This is a genomic window from Caulobacter sp. GW821-FHT09H08, assembly GCF_059415885.1.
The window spans coordinates 536,993-552,983 of the sequence record NZ_JBWKOC010000003.1 but is presented as its reverse complement, the minus strand read 5'-3'; the positions used below and the strand labels follow the sequence as shown (position 1 = coordinate 552,983).

Annotated in this window: 19 protein-coding genes and 1 tRNA gene; 8 read left to right on the top strand and 12 right to left on the bottom strand. The window is 68.6% G+C overall.

The window, feature by feature from the left end:
- Window positions 1–56: 56 nt before the first annotated feature.
- On the bottom strand, window positions 57–1,553 hold the full coding sequence (locus AC07NN_RS12210) for a DUF1570 domain-containing protein (protein WP_494641033.1): 1,497 nt from the start codon (window positions 1,551–1,553) through the stop codon (window positions 57–59).
- Between the two features lie 198 nt (window positions 1,554–1,751).
- Here AC07NN_RS12210 and AC07NN_RS12205 point away from each other — a divergent pair, with 198 nt between their 5' ends.
- On the top strand, window positions 1,752–1,889 hold the full coding sequence (locus tag AC07NN_RS12205; RefSeq protein WP_494641031.1) for a hypothetical protein: 138 nt from the start codon (window positions 1,752–1,754) through the stop codon (window positions 1,887–1,889).
- A 60-nt stretch (window positions 1,890–1,949) separates the two neighbouring features.
- Here AC07NN_RS12205 and AC07NN_RS12200 read toward each other — a convergent pair whose 3' ends face one another.
- Entirely contained in the window at window positions 1,950–2,330 is a 381-nt protein-coding gene (locus AC07NN_RS12200; RefSeq protein WP_494641029.1) for a hypothetical protein, read from the bottom strand.
- Between the two features lie 149 nt (window positions 2,331–2,479).
- Window positions 2,480–2,809, bottom strand: a complete 330-nt coding sequence (locus AC07NN_RS12195; RefSeq protein ID WP_494641027.1) for a DUF1491 family protein — start codon at window positions 2,807–2,809, stop codon at window positions 2,480–2,482.
- A gap of 66 nt (window positions 2,810–2,875) precedes the next feature.
- Here AC07NN_RS12195 and AC07NN_RS12190 point away from each other — a divergent pair, with 66 nt between their 5' ends.
- Window positions 2,876–3,766, top strand: a complete 891-nt coding sequence (locus AC07NN_RS12190; protein WP_494641026.1) for a hypothetical protein — start codon at window positions 2,876–2,878, stop codon at window positions 3,764–3,766.
- Window positions 3,767–3,778: 12 nt separating this feature from the next.
- On the opposite strand, the gene AC07NN_RS12185 is transcribed toward AC07NN_RS12190, so the two are convergent.
- Window positions 3,779–4,165 (bottom strand): VOC family protein, encoded by a 387-nt coding sequence (locus AC07NN_RS12185; RefSeq protein WP_494641024.1) that lies wholly within the window; start codon window positions 4,163–4,165, stop codon window positions 3,779–3,781.
- Window positions 4,152–5,912: a cell cycle sensor histidine kinase DivJ gene (gene divJ / locus AC07NN_RS12180; protein ID WP_494641022.1), complete on the bottom strand. Its 1,761-nt coding sequence runs from the start codon at window positions 5,910–5,912 to the stop codon at window positions 4,152–4,154. The genes AC07NN_RS12185 and divJ overlap by 14 nt, the downstream gene beginning before the upstream one ends.
- 197 nt (window positions 5,913–6,109) lie before the next feature.
- Here divJ and AC07NN_RS12175 point away from each other — a divergent pair, with 197 nt between their 5' ends.
- From AC07NN_RS12175 to AC07NN_RS12155, 5 genes are all read left to right on the top strand, one after another.
- Window positions 6,110–6,904, top strand: a complete 795-nt coding sequence (locus tag AC07NN_RS12175) for a sensor histidine kinase (protein ID WP_494641020.1) — start codon at window positions 6,110–6,112, stop codon at window positions 6,902–6,904.
- 147 nt (window positions 6,905–7,051) lie between these two features.
- Window positions 7,052–7,477, top strand: coding sequence for a SufE family protein (locus AC07NN_RS12170; protein WP_494641018.1), 426 nt, complete (start codon window positions 7,052–7,054; stop codon window positions 7,475–7,477).
- Window positions 7,470–8,420 carry an oxygen-dependent tRNA uridine(34) hydroxylase TrhO gene (gene trhO, locus AC07NN_RS12165; RefSeq protein WP_494641016.1) on the top strand — a complete coding sequence of 317 codons (951 nt, stop codon included), beginning with the start codon at window positions 7,470–7,472 and terminating at the stop codon, window positions 8,418–8,420. Before AC07NN_RS12170 ends, trhO begins: the two co-directional genes overlap by 8 nt.
- A gap of 59 nt (window positions 8,421–8,479) precedes the next feature.
- Complete coding sequence (locus tag AC07NN_RS12160; protein WP_494641014.1) at window positions 8,480–8,929, top strand: PA2169 family four-helix-bundle protein; 450 nt, start codon at window positions 8,480–8,482, stop codon at window positions 8,927–8,929.
- Between the two features lie 150 nt (window positions 8,930–9,079).
- Window positions 9,080–9,373 carry an ArsR/SmtB family transcription factor gene (locus AC07NN_RS12155; RefSeq protein WP_494641012.1) on the top strand — a complete coding sequence of 98 codons (294 nt, stop codon included), beginning with the start codon at window positions 9,080–9,082 and terminating at the stop codon, window positions 9,371–9,373.
- Here the strand turns inward: AC07NN_RS12155 and msrA are convergent.
- Window positions 9,370–9,879, bottom strand: coding sequence for a peptide-methionine (S)-S-oxide reductase MsrA (msrA, locus tag AC07NN_RS12150; RefSeq protein WP_494641010.1), 510 nt, complete (start codon window positions 9,877–9,879; stop codon window positions 9,370–9,372). The genes AC07NN_RS12155 and msrA overlap by 4 nt on opposite strands.
- A gap of 186 nt (window positions 9,880–10,065) precedes the next feature.
- Between msrA and AC07NN_RS12145 the strand changes: the two genes are divergently transcribed.
- Window positions 10,066–10,815, top strand: a complete 750-nt coding sequence (locus AC07NN_RS12145; protein ID WP_494641008.1) for a glucose 1-dehydrogenase — start codon at window positions 10,066–10,068, stop codon at window positions 10,813–10,815.
- A gap of 5 nt (window positions 10,816–10,820) precedes the next feature.
- Here the strand turns inward: AC07NN_RS12145 and AC07NN_RS12140 are convergent, their stop codons facing one another.
- The 6 genes from AC07NN_RS12140 to AC07NN_RS12115 form a co-directional block, all read right to left on the bottom strand.
- Window positions 10,821–11,549 carry a DUF6456 domain-containing protein gene (locus AC07NN_RS12140; RefSeq protein WP_494641006.1) on the bottom strand — a complete coding sequence of 243 codons (729 nt, stop codon included), beginning with the start codon at window positions 11,547–11,549 and terminating at the stop codon, window positions 10,821–10,823.
- Entirely contained in the window at window positions 11,546–11,917 is a 372-nt protein-coding gene (gene gafY, locus AC07NN_RS12135) for a gene transfer agent production transcriptional regulator GafY/HdaB (RefSeq protein ID WP_494641004.1), read from the bottom strand. The genes AC07NN_RS12140 and gafY overlap by 4 nt, the downstream gene beginning before the upstream one ends.
- Before the next feature lie 120 nt (window positions 11,918–12,037).
- Window positions 12,038–12,937 carry a hypothetical protein gene (locus AC07NN_RS12130; protein WP_494641002.1) on the bottom strand — a complete coding sequence of 300 codons (900 nt, stop codon included), beginning with the start codon at window positions 12,935–12,937 and terminating at the stop codon, window positions 12,038–12,040.
- A 7-nt stretch (window positions 12,938–12,944) separates the two neighbouring features.
- The gene (locus tag AC07NN_RS12125; protein WP_494641000.1) at window positions 12,945–13,889 is read right to left on the bottom strand and encodes a sugar kinase; all 945 of its coding nucleotides are present in this window, start codon (window positions 13,887–13,889) and stop codon (window positions 12,945–12,947) included.
- A gap of 2 nt (window positions 13,890–13,891) precedes the next feature.
- Complete coding sequence (locus AC07NN_RS12120; RefSeq protein WP_494640998.1) at window positions 13,892–15,685, bottom strand: DUF885 domain-containing protein; 1,794 nt, start codon at window positions 15,683–15,685, stop codon at window positions 13,892–13,894.
- A 109-nt stretch (window positions 15,686–15,794) separates the two neighbouring features.
- A tRNA-Gly gene (locus AC07NN_RS12115) sits at window positions 15,795–15,869 on the bottom strand.
- Between the last annotated feature and the right edge of the window lie 122 nt (window positions 15,870–15,991).

The following is a 15,991-nucleotide window of genomic DNA, read 5'->3' as shown; positions in this document are numbered from 1 at the left end:
TTGAGGCTATGCGGCTTTCTGGAGCGACTTCAAGCGCCGTTTTGTGACAGCCCGCCCTACTTCGCCGCCGCGCCGGTCTTTTCGTGGATCGCCTTCAGCAGCTCGGCCGCCGCGTCCGCGCTCTTGCCGCCGTGGGGGTTGTTGGCGACCGGCTCCAACATCCGCACCGCATCGCCATAGCGTCCCCGCGCCGCAAGGGCCTGGCCGGCGGTGAAGCGGATCGTCAGCACCTGGGGCGCCAGCTGCGAGGACAGCTCCAGCACGTTCAGGGTGTTGTCGGTCGGATAGCCTGGCTCGCCCATGCGCGTCCGGGCGAAGTCGTAGAGCGTCTGGTAGGTGTCCGGCTGGGCCTTGTTGGCGCGACCGAAGAAACGGGCCGCCTCGGCGACCAGGACCTTGCTCTCCGGCTTGCCCTCCAACGCCTTGGCCGCATCCAGGCGGCTTTCGCCGGCCAGCCGCAGGGCTTCGGCGTCGTCGGCGTGGCCGGCGATCCAGTCATCCAGCAGCTTGTCCGCCACCGCTCGATCGCCATAGCCGGCCTCGACCCGCGCCAGGGCCAGGGTCGCCAGGCGGTCGCCCGGATACCGGGCGGCGTCGGCGCGGACCGTCTTCAGCAGGCGCTCGCCCAGCTCCTTGGGCGGACCGCGCTTGGCCAGTTGGTTCTCCAGCAGCAGATCGCCCGCCGAGGCCGGCAGCGTCGCGACCGTCATCGGGAAGTCGGGCTGCTTGTCACGGACCAACGTCTTGTTGGGGATGGCGCTGCGCAGATAGCCGCGCATGACGGTCTCGAGATCGTTGACCGCGATCCCGGTCGCCTTGGGCCAGACGGTCAGGGGATCGTCGCCCCGCGCCGTGGCAGCGACAAAGGCCGACAGCTGCTTCTTCCGCTCGGGGTCCGACAGCATGTAGTGGGCCAGCAGCCAGGCCTGGCCATAGTAGAGGGCGCTCTGCCGGTCGGTCAGCTGGCTGGAGCGCTTGGTCAGCAGGTCGCGCGACGACACCCAGGACCCGTTCAGCAGGTTGGACACCCGCGCCCCGTTCGGCGCGCCGACCAGGACCTTCTTGTCCTCGAAGTTCGCCGTCATGAAGTACTCGGCGTAGCCCTCGACCAGCCAGGCCGGATAGACGCCCGGATAGTGCTGCAGCATGAAGTGGTGGACGTATTCGTGCAGCACGGAGTCGTCGGCCAGGCCGTCCGACTTGCGGATCGCCACCGCGAAGATGTCCCCCGTCCCCGCCGTATAGACGCCCGCGGCATGTTCGACCTCCGGGAAGGCGCGGCGCAGCTGGTCGGCGCTGCGCACCAGATAGATGTCCAGCTTGCGCGCGCCGTCGTCCTGGTCGGCCGCCCGGCCGTGGAACAGGCGCAGCAGGGCGTCGAAATCCTCTAGCTTGGCGGTGAAGTCGCGCAGGCCGCCTTCGCCGCCGTCGCTATAGACCACGAAGTGGGCGCTCTCTGCCTTCTGCCACTCGGCATGGGCCGCGCCCGCTCCGCCCAGCATCACCACGCCGAGCGCCGCGCCCAGAACCGCGCGGCCGAATCCCGAAACCATCTCGCCCCCAATTCACAACCCCGAATTGAAGCTAGGCGGCGGGACCCGCGCTTAGCAAGGCAAACCAGTCCGTATGGCGACTTGACCTGCCCGGAACTGCGTCAAAATACCCCTATTCGAACAATGGGTTTGGAGTCATGCTTCCCCAATCACGCACTATCGACGTCAGATCGATGGGCGGATGGAGGAAATCGAAAGATGGCTCTGCTTGACCATCATCATCGCGCCACGAGCCGGCAGCACCCGGCCACCAGCGCGCTGTGCTTCGGCGTCACCCTGGCCGGACTAGTCGTCCTGGCGGTGACATTGAGCTGGTTGATCAGTCTGGTTGGCTGACAAGCACGTCAGGCGAAGTGTGGGCGGTTCGCCGCCCGGACGTGCGCCAAAAAAGAGAGGCTAGGCGGCCAGGCGACGCCAGACCTGACGGTCGGCTTCGACATTGGTGAGACCGCCGGCCTTCTGGCGCTGCAGCAGCGCACCCATGACTTCCACGCTCAGCTGAGCGTAACGCACCTGCACATCGGCCACCCGGCACCCGCGCGCCGGCGCCACGAACAGAGCCGCATTGACGTCGGGGGCCTTGGCGATGATCAGGGCCGCCAGGCGCTGGACGCGCTCCAGGTCCTTGCGGTGCAGCAGCGGCTCTTCGGCGAAGAGCTCCTTGCCCAGTTCCCCGACATAGTTCAGCGACAGCGCCGCGAAACGGTCGCGCGTCATCGGCGGCGCCAGTTCGGCCGCTTCGAAGCTCAGGACGACGTCGTTCATCAGGAAAAGCATGGCGGCTACTGGGTTCGATGGGGTTCGAAAGCCCGCGCACCATGCCGCCAACACGCTTTAGGTCCGGTTTAGGAGCAGGGTTAACGTAGCCCAGGAGTCGAGTTGTCCACACGCGCTCCACTTATAAGATTCAAGCCGCCTATCGAGATTCAGGCCTCGACCGGCTCCGTCAGGAAATGCCGCCCCTCGCGGTCCTCGATTTCGACTACCCAGACATCGGGATCGATGCGGGCGGCGCGCTCGGCATAGGCGTCGAGGTCCGGCTCGAACTCCGAGCGGACCGGCTGCATCCAGAAGCGCTCGCCATCGCCGCGCATGGCCTCGCTGTAGAGACGGGCGGTGTTGGCTCGACGGTCCACGATCTTGACCAGCACCGCCCCGGCCCGCGCATCGCCCTTGCGGGCCACCATGGCGAAGGCGCCACCCAGCTCGGCGCGGCGGATCAGAGCGCCGACCCAGATATCCGTCGAAAGAAGCATCGCTAACCGAACCGCAACCACAAGGGGCGCATAGCTCGCCCTTCAAGTCTCGAAGCATACGAGAAAATGACGCCGAATAACGACCAGAAAGGTCGCGTGGCGCGATGGATCGGGGTGTCGATTGGGCTCGTGGCCATGGCCGCTCCCACCGCGCTGCTTGCCGCCAACGCCGCCGACCAGCTCTACGAACGCACGCTGATGACGGCGGCCGATGGCCGCTGCCGGCTGTTCACGCCCACGATCTCGGCCGCGCTCGACGCCTCCCGCGCCCAGGCCCGGGGCGCGACGCTGCGCTCGGGCGCCAGCGAGCAGCAGGTCACCGCCCTGGAGCAACGCGCGCGCGGCAAGGCCGCCGGCGCGGCCTGCGACTCCAAGGACCTGACCCTGGCCGCCAGCCGCGTGAAGAAGGCCTTCGACGGCTACTCGCAGCTGATGGCGATGAACTATCCGGGCGACGTCGCCGCGTGGAAGGCCGAGCGCTCGGTCTCGGCGACCATCCCCGTATGGCGGCTGTCGCAACCGGCCAGCTTCGGCGCCGACCGCCTGATGTTCGGCCTCGCGGGCCGCGCCAAGGCGGTGACCGCCGTCGCGACCTTCGAAAACGGCCAGCGGCCCTATGTCGCCCGGATCGTGGTGCGCGACACCAACCGCACGCTGGGTCCCTATATCGACGCCCGCTCGGGCCGGAACCTGTCGGGCAAGGTCGCGCCGCGTAGCGCCAGCCTGGTGTTCACGGCCGAGACCCGGGAAGAGGCTCCCCTCACCCTGCTGCCGACCGGCGCCAAGACGGGCCTGGCCTTCCGCTTCCCGCCGGCCGTGGCCGACGCGATCTCGCAGCTGGATCCGCGCGAGGCGGTGACGGTGGAGTTCGCCTTCGCCGGTCGCGGCGACGAGGTGACCCGCAAGGCCTATGTCGAGGTCGGCGACTTCGCGGCCGGCCGGGCTTTCTTGCGGTAGATCTAGTCTACGCTAGTCCTGCACCGCGCCGGGCCGGCGCTGGCACACGTGCCACAGCACCCCGGCCGGATCGTAGACATAGGCGACCTTCAGCCCCCAGGGCTGCAGGGCCGGAGCCTTGGGCGGCTGGACGTCGAAGCGGCCCGGCAGGTCGAGGCTCTGGATACGCGCCCACCAGGCGTCCAGGTCGTCGACCATCAGCTGCATCATGAAGTTCTCGGCCCACTGCTGCTGGTAGTAGCGCTGCAGGATGAAGCCGGTCTGGCCCATGCCGAAGATCGCCACCTCGCCGTCCAGCAAGGTCTCAAAGCCCAGGGCCTGGTAGAAGGCGCGGCTGACCGCGAAGTCCTTGGCGGGCAGGAAAGGCCGCGCCGAGGCGGTCGGATCAGAGCTCGCCACTGGCGCGCGGCGAGAAGGCGATGATGTTGTCGCCCAGGGTCGTCGGCGACACCGCGACCTGCTGAATGGTCGGCGGAACCGGCACGGCGATCGGCGGCGCGACCGGCGCCTCGACGGCCGGCGGGGCCAGCAGCACCGGCAGGCGCACCGAGACGGTGGTGCCCGCGCCCAGGCGGCTCTCGATGACCATCTCGCCGCCGTGCAGCTTGGCGAAGGCCCGCACCAGCGACAGGCCAAGGCCCGTGCCACGCGAGCGCTGCTCGGCGCCGCCGGCCTGCTCGTAGGGACGGCCCAGGCGCTCGAGATCTTCCGGGCTGATGCCGACGCCGGTGTCGGCGACGACGATCTCCAGCACCCCGTCATAGCCGTGCGCCGTGACCGTCACCTGGCCGCCGCGCGGGGTGAACTTCAGGGCGTTGGAGACGAGGTTCAGCACGATCTGCTTCAGGGCGCGGCGGTCGGCGTCGACCTCCAGATCGCCCGGCGGCAGCACGCCGCGCAGCTGGACGCTGGCGGTGTCGGCCTGGACGCGCAGCAGGCGCATGGCCGCCTGCACCGCCTCGCGGGCGTCGAAGACGCCGCGCTGCAGCTCGAAGCGCTCGGCCTCGATCTTGGACATGTCCAGCACGTCGTTGATCAGGTCCAGCAGGTGGCCGCCGCTTTCGTGGATAAGCTCGGCATATTCGGCATAACGATCGCTGAGCGTGCCGAACATCTTGGCGCGCATGATGTCCGAGAAGCCCATGATGGCGTTCAGCGGCGTGCGCAGCTCGTGGCTCATATTGGCCAGGAAGCGGGCGCGGCCGGCGGCCAGGGCCTCGGCGTCGGCGCGGGCCTGGTCCAGGGCGGTCTCGCGATTGCGCTCGACGGTGACGTCGCGCAGCACGCCGACCAGCTGGCTGGGGGCCACGCGGTGCAAGTCGATGGCGACCGAGCGCTCGACGCCCAGCACCGGATTGAAGATCAGCGAGGCCTCGCCGTCGCGCTGGGCCTGGGCGATGGCGGCCGTCAGGCGCGCGCGGTCTCCCGGCGCGGCGGCGGCGATCAGGCCCTTGTTGACGAGATCGACGACCGTGATCCCGGGCGGCGGCGCGCCTCGGGCGGCGGTGATCTGGCCCTGGCCTCGCACCGCGATCGCCAGATGAGGCAGACCGTCCAGCAGGGTTTCCAGGTAAAGGATCTCGGTGGCGTTGCGGTCGTCGCGCGCGCCCTGGCGGCGACGGCCGATCAGCAGTCCGGCGGCCAGGCCCAGGCCCGTGGTGACCAGGGCCAGGAAGCCCAGGACGAAGGCCAGCGGGCCGATCGGGGCCGGCGGGGCCAGGCCGGAAAGCTGGGCCAGGGCCGCGATGCAGCCGCCGATCAGGGCCAGGGCCGCGCCCTCGGCCAGACGCCGGGGCTGGTCCAGGATCGAGGCCGCCGCGACCGGGGCTAGGCACCAGGCGGCCATCGCGCCGGAGACGCCCCCGGTCAGCACCGCCGCCAGCGAACCGCCGACGGCCCACAGGACCAGCAGAAGCGACTGGGTGCGCTCGTCCTGGCGCGTGAAGATCAGGGAGGCGATGGCCGGAACCGCGCCGACGCTCAGCGCGGCCCAGACGGGCCAACCGCCGGGGTTCTGGGCGAAGGCCGCGGCCGCGCCGCCCAGACAGATGAACGCCAGCCACCCCATGCGCCAGACATGCGCGGGGTCGAACCCCGCCGGGGGGGCGGGGCGTCGGATCGGGTCTGGAAGTGTTTCGATTTCCAAGGCCGGTCGACTTCAGCGCGGTGGACAAGTTTCACCGTCGTCAAACCTTAACGCGGCGGGGCCGTTCCCTCCAAGGCCGCACAATCGTTAAGCGACCTCCCGCCATGCACTTCGTTGTGGACGGAAACGGATTCGTAAGCGCCGTCGGTCATGTTCCGGGCTCAAGCCATCACGGACAGAAGGTCCGGGAGCCCACCATGCCAGAACCGGCGTCCATGGACGCTTCGATCGACCCCGCGTTCGCGGACCCCACCCCGGCCGAGCGCCGGGTGGCCGCGGCCGAGCGTCGACGCATGGCCCTGGACGAGCGCAAGCGCTCGTTCCTGCGCATGGTCAGCCACGAACTTCGCACCCCGCTGAACGCCGTGATCGGCTTCTCCGAGATCCTCTCCCAGGAGCTCTACGGACCGCTGGGAAGCCCGCAATACAAGGAGTATGCGGGCATCGTGCACGAGAGCGGCATGAAGCTGCTGAAGCTCGTGAACCAGATCGTCGAGATCGCCCGACTGGAAGGCCACGTCACCGATATCGAGGTCGCGCCGGAGTCCGTCGACGAGGCGCTGGAGGACGTGATCGAGAGCCTGAGCGCCGAGATCGCCCGGCGCGAGGTCATCGTCCACGTGGTCGGCCAAGGCGCCCTGCCCCCGGTCGCGGCCGACAGCCGTGGCCTGCGGACCATGCTCACCAACCTATTGCAGAACGCCGTTACGCACTCGCCCGCCGGGGGAGTTGTACACATTGCCGCAGCCCGTATCGGACGCGAGGTGGAGATCACCGTTCGCGACCAGGGTCCGGGCGTCGAGAGTTCGGAACTGCCCCGTCTGCTGCAGCCGTTCGAACAGGGCGGCTCCACCCTCACGCGGGCCCACGAGGGCGCGGGTCTGGGCCTGCCGATCGTCGACCTGCTGTCGCGCGCCATGGGCGGGCAGTTGAAGCTGTCGTCAAGCCTGGGCGCGGGCTTCCTGGCGCGGTTGATCCTGCCTGCGGCTTGAGGACCGCAAACCTCGCCCTTCGACAAGCTCTGGGTGAGGTTTTCTACTGAAGCGCTTCAACAGTGGTCCTCACCCTGAGCCTGTCGAAGGGCGGGGACGGACCCGCTGCGCTTGCCATACAGCAAACCGCCCCCTAATTGGCCCGCCATGACCAGCGCCATCGACATCGCCCTCAACGACCTCGCCGACGAGTTCGAGCTCCTGGGCGACTGGGAAGAGCGCTATCGCTACGTGATCGAGCTGGGCAAGGAGCTCGAGCCTCTCACTGACGCCGAGCGCTCGGAAGAGAACAAGGTGCGCGGCTGCGCCAGCCAGGTTTGGCTGGTCACCGAACCTCAAGCCGACGGTACGCTGAAGTTCCGGGGCGACAGCGACGCCCACATCGTCAGCGGCCTGGTGGCCATCATGCTGCGTCTCTATTCGGGCCGCATGCCCGCCGACATCGCCGCCTTCGACGCCAAGGGCGCGATGGACAAGCTGGGCCTGTCCGGCGCCCTGTCCTCGCAGCGCTCCAATGGCCTGAAGTCGATGGTCGCCCGCATCCAGCACGACGCGAAAGTTCGCCTTGGCTGAGGTTCGCGTCGCCGCGCTGTACCGCTTCACGCGGTTTCCCGACCCGGCGGCGATCCAGGGGCCGTTGGCGGCGCTGTGCTGCGGGCTGGGCGTGAAGGGCACCCTGCTGCTGGCCCCCGAGGGGATCAACGGCACCATCGCCGGCGGTGACGCCGCCATCGAGGCGGTGCTGGCCCACATCCGCGCCCTGCCCGGCTGCGCCGATCTCGCGCCCAAGACCGCCTGGGCCGAGCGCATGCCGTTCTATCGGATGAAGGTCCGGCTGAAGAAAGAGATCGTCACCCTGGGCGAGCCGGACCTGGATCCGACCGACGCAGGGACTTACGTCGCGCCCGCCGATTGGAACGCCCTGATCGCCGATCCGGACGTCGTGGTGATCGACACCCGCAACGACTACGAGGTCGCCGTCGGCCAGTTCGAAGGCGCGATCGATCCCAGGACGGCCAGCTTCTCGGACTTCCCAGCCTGGTTCCGCGGCTATCGCCAGGGCCTGGAAGCCGAGCGCGGCCCCGACGCCGCGCCGCTGAAGGTCGCCATGTACTGCACCGGCGGCATCCGCTGCGAGAAGTCGACCGCCTTCCTGAAGGCCGAGGGCGTCGAGGACGTCTTCCACCTGAAGGGCGGCATTCTCGACTATCTGGAGCAGGTGCCGGAACCGGAAAGCCTGTGGCGCGGCGAGTGCTTCGTGTTCGACGAGCGCGTCGCGGTCGGTCACGGCCTGACGCCCGGAACCCACGTCCTGTGCCGGGGCTGCCGGATGCCGGTGAGCCCCGAGGGCCAGGCCTCGGAGCTCTATGTCGAGGGCGTTTCGTGCCCGGCCTGCCATGACCAGCGCACGGAAGCACAGAAGGCCAGCGCCGCCGAGCGCCACCGCCAGGCCCTGCACTGCGAGGCCCTGGGCATCGACCATGTCGGCGCCCAGCTACCCGCCAAGGACGGCTGAACCGTTCGCCCCCGCCCCGCGTTGACCCGGCTCCCCTTCCTCAACGCGGAGTCCGCGCGATGCATACGAACGAAGACCACATCAAGCTCGTCAACGGCCTGGTCGAGACCACCATCGACAGCGCCGACGGCTATGCCGAGGCCGCCAAGGACGCCGACGCCTCGCGCTATCAGGACCTGTTCCAGCGCCGGGCCCAGGAGCGCCGCTCGGTCGCTTCGGAACTGCAGGACGAGGTCCGGCGCCTGGGCGGCGAGCCCAAGGACGACGGCACCCTCCTGGCCGCCGCCCACCGCGCCTTCCTGAACCTGAAGGACGCCGTGACCAAGGGCGACGAGGCCGTCGTCAGCGAGGTCGAGGCCGGCGAGGACCACATCAAGGCCAAGTACGAAAAGGCCCTGAAGGACACCGACGTCGAACCCCAGACCCGGGCGGTGATCGAAAAGGCCTGGGCTTCGGTGAAGTCCGGCCACGACCAGATGCGCGACATCAAGCACATGCTGAAGCACTAGGAATCTTGGCCCGTCCCCGCCCTTCGACAGGCTCAGGGTGAGGACTACTGCCAGGGCCGTTCAGTCGAAAACCTCACCCTGAGCCTGTCGAAGGGCGGGGTTTTCGCAGCGCGGTTTGCGTCAGTGCTCGCTCCACCGCATATGAAGGTCATGGAAGCCGCGCTCCGCCCCGTTCTCGACGAGAAGCAGATCAACCTGATCGCCAAGGCCCTGGCCGAGCCGCGCCGTCGCCAGATCCTCAGGGACGTCGGCGCCGCCGCCGAGCCCACGCCCTGCGGCGTGCTGACCGCCGGCTACGAGATCACCGCCGCGACCATGTCGCATCACCTGAAAGAGCTCGAGATCGCTGGGCTGATCCGTATCTGCCGCCAGGGCAAGTTCGCCTATTTGTCGCTGCAGCGCGACGTGCTGAACGCCTACCTGGCGCAGTTGGCCGAGATCTAGGCGATCGCCCGCTTCGGCAGCCGCCAGCCCGGCCGGGCGAAGTGGCAGGTATAGCCGTTGGGGATCCGCTCCAGATAATCCTGATGCTCGGGCTCGGCTTCCCAGAAGTCGCCGACCGGCTCGACCTCGGTGACGACCTTGCCCGGCCACAGCCCGGAGGCGTCGACGTCGGCGATCGTATCGACCGCGACGGCGCGCTGCGCCTCGTTCTCGTAGTAGATCGCCGAACGATAGCTCAGCCCGATGTCGTTGCCCTGACGGTTGGCGGTCGACGGGTCGTGGATCTGGAAGAAGAATTCCAGCAGTTCGCGATAGCTGGTCACCGCCGGGTCGAAGACGATCTCGATCGCCTCGGCGTGCGTGCCGTGGTTGCGATAGGTGGCGTTCGGCACGTCACCGCCCGAATAGCCGACCCGCGTGGAGACCACGCCCGGACGCTTGCGGATCAGATCCTGCATCCCCCAAAAGCAGCCGCCGGCCAGCACCGCACGTTCCGTCGTCGACATTGCGCATCTCCTTCGAACTCTTCCCCGCCCATATGGGAGCGAGAACGTGCGTCGCCGATAGAACCCATCGAACGTCGCCGAAAAATTCTCTCGCCCTCCGCTCATTGAATCACTTCGATGATTATCTAAATGTCGAACCATACGCCGATCACGGCGACCGGCCCTGGGCCGAACGGAGAGAGATTCATGAGCAAGCTTACGGGCAAGACCGCCATCGTCACCGGCGCCTCGAAGGGCATCGGCGCGGCCATCGCCAAGGCCCTGGCCGCCGACGGCGCCGCCGTCACGGTCAACTACGCCTCCAGCCGCGAGGGCGCCGACAAGGTGGTGGCCGAGATCGTCGCCGCCGGCGGCAAGGCCATCGCGGTCCAGGGCTCGGTGTCCGACGGCGCCGATGTCACCCGCCTGTTCGACGAGACCGCCAAGGCCTTCGGCGGCGTGGACATCCTGGTCAATAACGCCGGCGTCTACGCCTTCGCGCCGATCGAAGAGTTCAGCGAAGTCGAATACCGTCGCCAGTTCGACACCAACGTCCTGGGCGTGCTGCTGACCAGCAGCGAAGCGGCCAAGCGCTTCGGTCCGGACGGCGGCAGCATCATCAACATCAGCTCGGCGGCCACCACGGTCGATATCCCGACCGCTTCGGTCTACACCGGGACCAAGGCCGCCGTGGACTCGATCACCCGCGTGCTGGCCAAGGAGCTGGGTCCGCGCAAGATCCGCGTCAACGCCATCTCGCCCGGCGGCGTCGAGACCGAAGGCACCCACGCCATGGGCATCGTCGGCACCGACTTCGAAGCCCAGATGGTCGCCCAGACCCCGCTTGGCCGCCTGGGCCAGCCCTCGGACATCGCGCCGGTGGCGACCTTCCTGGCCTCGCCGGACAGCTTCTGGATCACCGGCGAGATCATCGCCGTGGCCGGCGGCAACCGCTAACCTCTTCAAGCCATCCGATAGTGCTGCGCCAGGCGCTGCAGGGCGAGTTTAAGGACCGTCTTGCCCGCCCGGCGCGGCAGTTTCAGCGAGCGCTCGGCCGTCTCCAGGGCCGAGCCCATCAGGCAGACCCGCTCCAGGATCTCGCGCAGGCCCGGACCGACCGCCTGCAAGGCCCTGACGATCCGCTCGCGCGTGGCGTGGTCGCGTTCGGCCGGGGCCAGTCCCGGACGGCCGCCGGACACGCGCGGCGTCAGGTCCCAGCGCATGGTCGTGCGGCCCTGGGTTCCCAGGGTCTCGAACTCCTCGCGCAAGCGTTCACCGGCGGCAGCCTCGACCGGCGTCAGCCAGGGCTTGCCCTCGGCGTCGCGGCGGCGGGCCAGCCAGGCGATCGGCGACTCGCCAAGATTGCGCTTCGCCGTTCCGCCTCCGGGCAGGACGATCTCTTCCTCGATCACGCCCGGCCGCCCCGGCGGCGGCGAAGAGACAGGTTCGGGTCTCGCGGCCATGGTCCAGCCGCCTTGCGGACGCGGCTTCAGCGTCGCTTCACGCGCCAAGGCCTGGAAGGCCGCCTCATCCAGGGTCACCATCACGCTGCGCCGGCGGCTGGCGCCCAGGCGTACGCCGTAGCCCAGGCCCTGCGCCTCGACCACCGCGCCGGGCCTCGCCAGCAGCCGCATGGCGCGCTCGGCCAGACGATGCGCCTCCACCTCCTGATCGACGCTCGCCACGCTCATTGCGGGATATCCTCGGCGCGGGCCGGGGCCTGGCGCAAGCAAGCCTCCAGGTCGGCGAGGCGGCGGTCGAAGATCGCATCCTCGCGCATGTCCTCGATCTTGCGGCAGGCATGGCCGCAGGTGGTCCGGTCGCGACCGAAGGCGAAGGCCACGCGAGCCAGCGACCAGTGAAAGGTGATGTGGGTCAGGTAGATCGCCAACTGCCGCGCGCGGACGGCGGCCTGCGAGGCCCGCCTCGGGGCGGCGATCTCGGCCGCCGGAACGCCGGTGGCCAGGGAAACCAGGTGGGTGACGAAGCCGACGGTCAGGCGGTCGCGTCGGGGATCGGGCGAGATGGCCCAGATATCCTCAAGGGCTTGAACCAGCATGGCGTGCTCTCCTCCGGGCCGCGAGTGCGACCGGCGAACACGACTATAGGTTTATTTTCCCAATGAGAGGAAGATATTCCTATACCCCTCACCACTCCAAGGCCTAAGCCTTTGATTTTCCTACTCGGCAGCCATGACTACGCTCGCGGCCGGACGGGCGTTCGCGATGTCTTCCGCCGGCGCCTTCACCGGTGGGATCCGGTCGAAAGCCGCGAAGAGATTCGCCACCGAAGCCGCGTTCATCACCCACTTGCGTCCCCGCGCCCGGCGGCAGGCGTTCAGCGCCGCGTCCGGCCCAAGATCGGCGCCCAGCAGGTCCGGCGGGCAGGCCGCCCGCAGCGCCTCGATCGACGCCGCCGACAGCTGGGGCCCTTCGCTCAGCCACTGCTCGGCCAGGCGGAAGCCGTTACGGGCGAACAGGCGCACCATGAAGGCGTTGCGCGACGCCAGCAGCAGATAGCCCTTCGGGTGGAGCAGGATCATCGGGAAGTAGGGCGCCAGCTCCGGCAGCGCCGTGTTGGCGTAGAAGGTCGCGTCCCAGTAGCTTTCACCGATCTGGGCGAAGTGAGCGGCGTCGCGCACCAGCGCCATGCCGGAATCGGCGACCGGCAGGATCTCGACCTTGGGCTTGCGGATGTCGACCGTGTCGTTGGCGACGTCGACATAGAGCGCGCCCAGCTGGATGGCGTTCTGGAAGTAGCGCTCCCGCAGGATGCCCCACATCGAATTGACGCGACCGCCGCGCTTGATGAAGGCGCTCAAGGCCTTCTCGCCGGCCGAGACCGGGCGCGCCAGGCGACCCTGCAGGCGTCCCAGGACGTCGGCGGTGATCTCCATGCAGCGCCCCTTGGGATAGGCCTTGGCGTAGCCGCCGTCCGTCTCGGCGCTCAGCGCCTGGTCGGCCTGCGCGCGCAGCTCCAGGAACATGGCTTCCAGGGCCGGCAAGGCGGGGACCAGGAACTGTCGGGTCAGAGCGGCCTGAAGGCGATCGACCTCCAGGCTTTCAGTGAAATCAAGCATACTGTCTTCAGGCTGTGCGCACGCCCTCAAGGGAAGTCTCGGCGGGCAGAATCGCGCCGCGATGGGATACCACAAGCGCTGCCATGGCGTGGGCGCGACGAACCGCCTCATCGATCGGAAGACCGGCTAGGCGCGACGACAGATAGGCGGCGTTGAAGCTGTCCCCCGCCCCCGTGGTGTCGACGGCCTTCACGCGACCGGGCGCGGGCGTCGCGGTGCGGCCGTCGGCGCGGTGGACATTGACCGCGTGGCTCTCGTCGCGCGCCACCACCTCGGCCCCGGCGGCGGCCCACTCGGCGGCCAGGTCCTCGGCCTCGCGGCCGTAGAGGGGGCGGCTGTCCTCGCTGCTCAGCGAGATGTAGCGGCAGGCCGGCACGACGCCGTCCAGCGCCGCGCGGGCCGCTTCGGGATTGGGCCACAGGGCCGGGCGGTAGTTGAAGTCCAGGGCCACGGCCACGCCGTGCGAGTGGACATAGGTCAGGATATCCCGCAAGCGCGCCCGGCCGATGTCGCCGATCACCGCCAGGGTGACGCCCGACAGATAGACGAGGTCGCTGGCCTTGGCCGCCTCGATCAGTTGGTCGGCGGTGTGGGCCGAGAACAGGTCACGGATCGGGGCGCGTTCACGCCAGTAGTGGAACTTCCGCTCGCCCTGATCGTCCAGAACGATGGCGTAGAGGCCCGGCAGCCGGTTCTCGACCTGACGGACCAGGCGGGTGTCCATGACCTCGCGGCGCATGGTCGACAGCACGCCCTCGCTGAAGGGATCCCCCTGCCCCAGCGCCGTGCAATAGGCGACCTCGTCGCCCAAGCGGGCCATGTAGATCGCCGTGTTGAAGGTGTCGCCAGCATAGCCCATCCGGTACAGCGGCGGGCCGCCGTCGTGAGCCCCATGGGGGGCTTCCGGCGACAGCTCGACCATGCATTCGCCGAGGACGGTGATCTTGGCCATGGTCAGCCCTTCTTCTTGGTCTTGGTCGATTGCTGGGCCTGCTGGGCGATCCAGGCGTCGATGCGGGTCTCCAGCACCGACAACGGCAGCGAACCATGCAGCAGCACAGCGTCGTGGAAACCCCGCTCGTCGAACTTGTCGCCCAGCTTCTTTTCGGCGCGCTGGCGCAGCTCGATCAGCTTCAGCTCGCCCATCTTGTAGGCCAGGGCCTGGCCTGGCCAGGAAACGTAGCGCTTCAGCTCGACCTCGATGTTCACCGGCGACAGGGCGGTGTTGTCGGTGAAGCAGGCGCGGGCCTGTTCCAGGCTCCAGCCCTTCCAGTGCATGCCGGTGTCGGCCACCAGGCGGCAGGCGCGCCACATCTCGTAGGACAGCCGGCCGAACAGTTCGTAGGGATCGCGATAGATCCCCATCTCCTCGCCCAGCCACTCCGAATAGAGGCCCCAGCCCTCGCCGAAGGCCGTGAAGTAGAGGTTGCGACGGAACTCCGGCACGTTGACCTGCTCGGCGGCCAGGGCGGTCTGGATGTGGTGGCCCGGCGCGCCCTCGTGCAGCACCAGGGCGGGCAGCTCGTAGAGCGGCCGCTGGTCGAGCTCCGAGGTGTTGATCATCAGCCCGCCGGCCCGGCCGACCTTGGCGTCGCCGCCGAAATAGCGGCCGGTCGTGTAGCCCTGCTCGATGCTGGCCGGCACCGGGCGCACACCATAGGTCAGGCGCGGCAGGACGCCGAAATGGGCCGGCAGCTGGTCGTCGGCGCGCTTGGCGATCTCGCTGGACTTCTCCAGCAGTTGCTGGCGGCTGGTGGCGTAGAAGCGCGTGTCCTTGCGCAGCATGGCGATGAATGCCGTCAGGTCGCCCTGGAAGCCGGCGGCCTTCATGGTCTCCTGCATGCGGGCGCGGATGCGGGCCACCTCGGCCTGGCCGATGTCGTGAATCTGGTCCGGCGTCAGGTCGGTGGTCGTGTGCCGACGAGCCAGGAACGCGTAGTAGGTCTTGCCGTTTGGCAGGTCTGAGGCCGCCAGGCTCTTGGCGGCGTGTGGGACGTACTCCTCGGTCATGAACTTGACGAAGCCGGCGCGGGCCGGGGCGACCTTGTCCGTCATCGCCTTCTCGCCCTCGGCGACCAGGGCGGCGCGGGTGGCGGCGGGGATGCTGTCGGGCAACGCGCGCAGCGGCGCCATCAGCGGATCGTCGACCAAGGGCGTCGTGACGGCGCGTTGGGCGCGTTCCTGCACGGCCTGGGCGGTGGAGATCGCCTGGACAAAGCCTGTGCTCACGCCCCGGCGGGCGTTGGCGGTGTTCGAGGCGTACCAGCCCGGCATGCCGTTCAGGAGGGCGATCCAGCGCCTGGCCTCGCCCTCGTTGCGCAGCTTCATGCCGCTGGCCCGGTACAGCATCATGACGTCGAAGCCGCCGTCGCTGCTGAAGGGCATCCGCGCCTCGTCGTAGCCGGCGGCCTCGATCCGATCGCGTAGGCTGAACAGCAGCAGGTCGCGGGTCAGGCGCTCGTCGTCGTTGAGGCCCTTGATGTCCATGGCCGTCAGTTCGGCCTGGATCTTCTTCAGCTTGGCGGTGCGATCGGCGTCGGCGGCCGGCGAGACGTCCGGCAGGCGCCAGCGCGCATCGGCCGCGCCACCGGAATCGGGATCCTCGCCCGGGTCGCCCAGGGCTTCGTAGCGGATGACCAGATTGGCCAGGACCGCCGGCGAAGGCGTGCCGGCCCAGGCGGCCGAGACCATGAGCGTGGCCAAACAGACGCCAGCCATGCCAGCGCGCCAGGATGCGATGCGAGTCATGCGGCGGAGCTTAGGCGAAGCTCCGGCGGGGATCGACACGCGAATCGTCGATCGGACCCTGGCGGGGCCGACTGTCGGACGCTTCAAATGTTCGGAAGGTTTTCGAGAATGGAGCGGGCGAAGAGATTCGAACTCTCGACCCCAACCTTGGCAAGGTTGTGCTCTACCACTGAGCTACGCCCGCCCATTCGCGAGATATATAGTCGCTCCATTCCCCCAGAAGTCCGGAAGAATGGAGCGGGCGAAGAGATTCGAACTCTCGACCCCAACCTTGGCAAGGTTGTGCTCTACCACTGAGCTACGCCC

Bases quoted from the DNA above. Each gene is read 5' to 3' on its own strand.
- AC07NN_RS12210 (WP_494641033.1), bottom strand. From the start codon at position 1,553: ATGGTTTCGGGATTCGGCCGCGCGGTTCTGGGCGCGGCGCTCGGCGTG.
- AC07NN_RS12205 (WP_494641031.1), top strand. From the start codon at position 1,752: ATGGCTCTGCTTGACCATCATCATCGCGCCACGAGCCGGCAGCACCCG.
- AC07NN_RS12200 (WP_494641029.1), bottom strand. From the start codon at position 2,330: ATGCTTTTCCTGATGAACGACGTCGTCCTGAGCTTCGAAGCGGCCGAA.
- AC07NN_RS12195 (WP_494641027.1), bottom strand. From the start codon at position 2,809: ATGCTTCTTTCGACGGATATCTGGGTCGGCGCTCTGATCCGCCGCGCC.
- AC07NN_RS12190 (WP_494641026.1), top strand. From the start codon at position 2,876: ATGACGCCGAATAACGACCAGAAAGGTCGCGTGGCGCGATGGATCGGG.
- AC07NN_RS12175 (WP_494641020.1), top strand. From the start codon at position 6,110: ATGCCAGAACCGGCGTCCATGGACGCTTCGATCGACCCCGCGTTCGCG.
- AC07NN_RS12170 (WP_494641018.1), top strand. From the start codon at position 7,052: ATGACCAGCGCCATCGACATCGCCCTCAACGACCTCGCCGACGAGTTC.
- AC07NN_RS12160 (WP_494641014.1), top strand. From the start codon at position 8,480: ATGCATACGAACGAAGACCACATCAAGCTCGTCAACGGCCTGGTCGAG.
- AC07NN_RS12155 (WP_494641012.1), top strand. From the start codon at position 9,080: ATGGAAGCCGCGCTCCGCCCCGTTCTCGACGAGAAGCAGATCAACCTG.
- msrA (WP_494641010.1), bottom strand. From the start codon at position 9,879: ATGTCGACGACGGAACGTGCGGTGCTGGCCGGCGGCTGCTTTTGGGGG.
- AC07NN_RS12145 (WP_494641008.1), top strand. From the start codon at position 10,066: ATGAGCAAGCTTACGGGCAAGACCGCCATCGTCACCGGCGCCTCGAAG.
- AC07NN_RS12140 (WP_494641006.1), bottom strand. From the start codon at position 11,549: ATGAGCGTGGCGAGCGTCGATCAGGAGGTGGAGGCGCATCGTCTGGCC.
- gafY (WP_494641004.1), bottom strand. From the start codon at position 11,917: ATGCTGGTTCAAGCCCTTGAGGATATCTGGGCCATCTCGCCCGATCCC.
- AC07NN_RS12130 (WP_494641002.1), bottom strand. From the start codon at position 12,937: ATGCTTGATTTCACTGAAAGCCTGGAGGTCGATCGCCTTCAGGCCGCT.
- AC07NN_RS12125 (WP_494641000.1), bottom strand. From the start codon at position 13,889: ATGGCCAAGATCACCGTCCTCGGCGAATGCATGGTCGAGCTGTCGCCG.
- AC07NN_RS12120 (WP_494640998.1), bottom strand. From the start codon at position 15,685: ATGACTCGCATCGCATCCTGGCGCGCTGGCATGGCTGGCGTCTGTTTG.